Origin of the sequence: Aeromicrobium sp. (assembly GCF_049587115.1) — a bacterium.
Classification (GTDB): Bacteria; Actinomycetota; Actinomycetes; order Propionibacteriales; family Nocardioidaceae; genus Aeromicrobium.
Genome location: NZ_JBAVDI010000113.1, coordinates 1 through 4,107, shown reverse-complemented (window position 1 = coordinate 4,107; position 4,107 = coordinate 1). Strand labels below are relative to the sequence as shown.

Below are 4,107 nucleotides of genomic sequence, written 5' to 3'. Positions count from 1 at the left end.
GGGACAAGCGCTACATGTCCAGCGTCGATGGCGTCTTCGTCGCTGGCGATGCGGGGCGTGGTCAGTCGCTGATCGTCTGGGCGATCGCCGAGGGACGCTCGGCTGCTGCTGGAGTGGACGCATTCTTGACCGGTTCGACGACGCTGCCGGCGCCGATCCCACCGCATGCACGACCGTTGACTGCCTGAGGTTCTCAGCTGAATTTGTTGCGCCGAACCACATAAGTGACTCGCCGGTACGCGAACCACTGGATAGGGTCGACACGTGAGAAGAGCCAAGATCGTCTGCACCCTGGGCCCTGCTGTGGGGAGTGCCCACAAGATCCTCCAGCTGGCCGAGGCAGGGATGGATGTCGCGCGGCTCAACATGAGCCATGGCGAGCAGTCCGATCACGAGCAGAACCACGCCTGGGTTCGCGAGGCGGCCGAGGAGGTCGGCAAGGCGATCGCCGTGCTGGCCGACCTGCAGGGACCCAAGATCCGGCTCGGCCGATTCGTTGACGGGCTGGTGCACCTCGAGGCGGGTTCGACCTTCACCATCACGGTCGATGACATCCTCGGCGACGCGAGCCGGTGCTCCACGACGTACAAGGGCCTGCCGGGCGACGTCTCGGTCGGCGACGAGATCCTGATCGACGACGGCCGGATGCGTCTGCGCGCCACCGAGGTCAGCGACACCGACGTCACGTGCCTGATCGAGACCAGCGGCCCGGTCAGCAACAACAAGGGCCTCAACCTCCCGGGTGTCATGGTCAGCGTCCCGGCGATGAGTGAGAAGGACATCGACGACCTGCGATTCGCGTTGCGACTGGGTGTCGACTTCATCGCCCTGTCGTTCGTGCGGTCGGCCGAAGACTATGACGACGTCCGCAGGATCATGGACGAGGAGGGCATCATTCGGCCCGTCATCGCCAAGATCGAGAAGCCCCAGGCGGTCGACAATCTGGACGGGATCATGGACGCCTTCGATGGTGTCATGGTGGCTCGCGGCGATCTTGGCGTCGAGCTGCCGCTCGAGGACGTGCCGATCGTGCAGAAGCTCATCGTCGAGAAGGCCCGTCGCAACGCCAAGCCCGTCATCGTCGCGACGCAGATGCTGGAGTCGATGATCTCCGCCCCGCGACCGACCCGCGCCGAAGCCTCCGACGTCGCGAACGCGGTGCTCGACGGCGCCGACGCGGTGATGTTGTCGGGGGAGACCAGCGTGGGGGAGTACCCCATCCACACGGTGACGACGATGGCCCGCATCATCGAGTCGACCGAGGAGCACGGACTGCCCCGCATGGCGGCGTTCACGTGGAAGGCTCGGACCAAGAGCGGCATCATCTGCCGCGCGGCCTCCGACGTCGCCGAGTCGGTCGACGCGCGCTTCGTGTGCGCCTTCACGACCAGCGGTGACTCCGCGAGGCGGATGACCCGATACCGCTCACGCGTGCCGGTCATCGCGTTCACGCCCAATCCACTCGTACGCTCGCAGCTCGCGCTGAGCTGGGGGATCGAGACCTTCCTCGTGCCCGAGGTGACGCACACGGACGAGATGGTCCTGCAGGTCGACAAGGCGCTGCTGGAGATCGGCCACTGCGCCGAGGGCCAGCAGGTAGTGATCGTCGCCGGAAGCCCCCCCGGTATTCCGGGCTCGACCAACGCGCTGCGCATCCACAACCTGGGGGACGCGATGAACGGGGTAGTTCCGGCGTACAAGAACACCGCCGAGTAGGTCGCAGCTCTGGATCAGTGCGCGCCCATGTCAGAGCCTGACGCGGAAGCGCCGCTGGATTTGCAGACCTGCATGGCCGCTGGGTTCGCGGCTGCCGGTGAGCCAGCACGGACCAGAAGCCCGAGCGACGGCAGTGGCTCAGCAACTTGTGCCGGGTGCGGGACTCGAACCCGCACGCCCTTGCGGACAACGGTTTTTGAGACCGTCGCGTCTACCATTCCGCCAACCCGGCTCACGCTGCAACCCGCCTGCGCGGGACCGGCCGAGCCGGTCCTGCACGAACGCGCGGGATAACCTTCTCACGTGACTGATCGCGCACAGGTATCGGGACGGCCTGCACCGCGCGTGGTGATCGCCGAGGACGAAGCGCTCATTCGTCTCGACCTCGCCGAGATGCTGGCAGAGGAGGGCTACGTCGTGGTCGGACAGGCCGCCGACGGGGAGCGGGCCGTGGAGCTGGCGATGCAGCACCGCCCTGATCTGGTCGTGATGGACGTCAAGATGCCCAAGATGGATGGCATCGCCGCCGCAGCGCAGATCGCGCAGGCACGTATTGCGCCAGTGGTCATGCTGACGGCGTTCAGTCAGCGCGAGCTGGTCGAGCGAGCCCGTGACTCCGGCGCGATGGCCTATCTGGTCAAGCCCTTCACCAAGTCCGATCTCGTGCCCGCGATCGAGATGGCGATGAGCCGATTCGTCGAGATCACGACGCTCGAGCACGAGGTCGGCGACCTGACTGCCCAGCTCGCCGCCCGCAAGACGATCGAACGGGCCAAAGGTCTGCTGCAGGAGACCCTCGGGATCACCGAGCCGGAGGCGTTCAGATGGATCCAGCGCACGGCGATGGATCTCCGGCTGACGATGAGCCAGGTCGCCCAGGGTGTGGTCGACCACGGCCCCGAGCTGGACTCCTCGATCGGCCGGGAGCCCTGTTGAGCGCCGGGTTACAAAATGGCTACGTTATGGGCCTGCATCACAACGTTGACACATATGACCCGCGGAAAGACTAGGTTCTCTCGTACGTACACGCTCCCTGGCACGTGCCGGGGACTTTCTACCTATCCGGAGGATTGATGAAACGTAGTACCCAGACGATCCGCCTCGGGGCCGTCGTGGCCGCGAGCGCTCTTGTTCTCGCTGCATGCGGCGGAAGCAGCGACAGCGAAGGCGACAAGGCCAGTGGTTCCAAGTCCAAAGGCGATGGAGTCCTGACATTCGGCTCGCTCCTTCCTGAGACCGGTAGCCTCGCGTTCCTCGGTCCTCCGGAGTTCGCAGGCGTCGACCTCGCGATCAAGGACATCAACGAGGCCGGTGGCGTTCTCGGCAAGGACGTCGTGCACGTCCGAGGCGACTCGGGCGACACCGACTCGGGTATCGCTCCTGCCGAGACCGACAAGCTCCTCAAGGCCAAGTCCGATGTCATCATCGGAGCGGCCTCCTCGGGAGTCTCGCTGACCGTGATCGACAAGATCATGTCGGCCGGCGCAATCGAGTTCTCGCCCGCCAACACGTCGACCGCGTTCGACGAGGGCAACTACTCCAAGCCCGACCTGTACTTCCGTACGGCGCCGTCCGACATCCTCCAGGGTGCCGTGCTCGCCAACCTGCTGATCGAGGAAGGCCGCCAGAACGTTGCCATCCTCGCTCGCCAGGATGCCTACGGCGAGACGCTGGCCAAGGAGGTCTCCAAGAACCTCGAGGCCGCCGGCTCGAAGGTCGCTGCCAAGGTGCTCTACAGCGAGAAGACCGGTCCGGGCGACTCGCAGATCACCGAGATCAAGAACGCCAAGGCCGACGCTGTTCTGCTGATCGCGTTCGAGGAGACCACCACGGTCATTCCCAAGCTCATCCAGGCCGGTACGGGTCCGCAGGATGTCCCGACGTACTTCGTCGACGGCAACACTGCGAACTACGGCAAGGGCGACTCGGCCTCGCTGCCTGACGGAACGCTCAAGGGAACCAAGGGCACCATCCCGGGAGCCGACGCCGGCGACGCGTTCAAGAAGCGTCTGGCCACGGTCAACTCTAAGCTGAAGGACTACACCTACTCGGCGGAGTCCTACGATGCAGTGGTCGTCTCGGCGCTCGCTGCCATCGCGGCCAAGGACGATGCGGGCGAGGCTGTTGCCAAGGAGATCCCGGGCGTGACCAAGGACGGCGAGAAGTGCACGACGTTCAAGGACTGCGCTGCGCTGCTCAAGGACGGCAAGGACATCGACTACGACGGTGTCTCCGGTCCGATCGAGCTCGGCGAGACGGGCAGCCCGACGGCCGCCTCGATCGGCATCTACGAGTACGACGCCAAGAACAAGATCTCGCCGGTGGACTACATCAGCGGCACGATCTGATCCACGCTGATCTGATCAGCTGATCGCGAGCGGGCCCCGGTGC

General features: G+C 65.3%; 3 protein-coding genes, 1 tRNA gene and 1 pseudogene. 4 read left to right on the top strand and 1 reads right to left on the bottom strand.

All coding sequences use genetic code 11. From position 1 onward, the window contains the following. Both gltD and pyk read left to right on the top strand, forming a co-directional pair. A pseudogene (gltD, locus tag WB461_RS10405) lies at window positions 1-188 on the top strand (glutamate synthase); the annotation flags it as partial. 76 nt (window positions 189-264) lie between these two features. Continuing rightward, window positions 265-1,716: a pyruvate kinase gene (pyk, locus tag WB461_RS10400; protein ID WP_423852661.1), complete on the top strand. Its 1,452-nt coding sequence runs from the start codon at window positions 265-267 to the stop codon at window positions 1,714-1,716. A gap of 149 nt (window positions 1,717-1,865) precedes the next feature. Here the strand turns inward: pyk and WB461_RS10395 are convergent. Next, window positions 1,866-1,948 (bottom strand) — tRNA-Leu (locus WB461_RS10395). Between the two features lie 71 nt (window positions 1,949-2,019). On the opposite strand from WB461_RS10395, the gene WB461_RS10390 reads away from it, so the two are divergent. Beyond that, the gene (locus WB461_RS10390) at window positions 2,020-2,652 is read left to right on the top strand and encodes an ANTAR domain-containing response regulator (RefSeq protein ID WP_423852660.1); all 633 of its coding nucleotides are present in this window, start codon (window positions 2,020-2,022) and stop codon (window positions 2,650-2,652) included. A gap of 137 nt (window positions 2,653-2,789) precedes the next feature. Beyond that, window positions 2,790-4,064, top strand: a complete 1,275-nt coding sequence (locus WB461_RS10385) for an ABC transporter substrate-binding protein (protein WP_423852659.1) — start codon at window positions 2,790-2,792, stop codon at window positions 4,062-4,064. Window positions 4,065-4,107 lie beyond the last annotated feature (43 nt).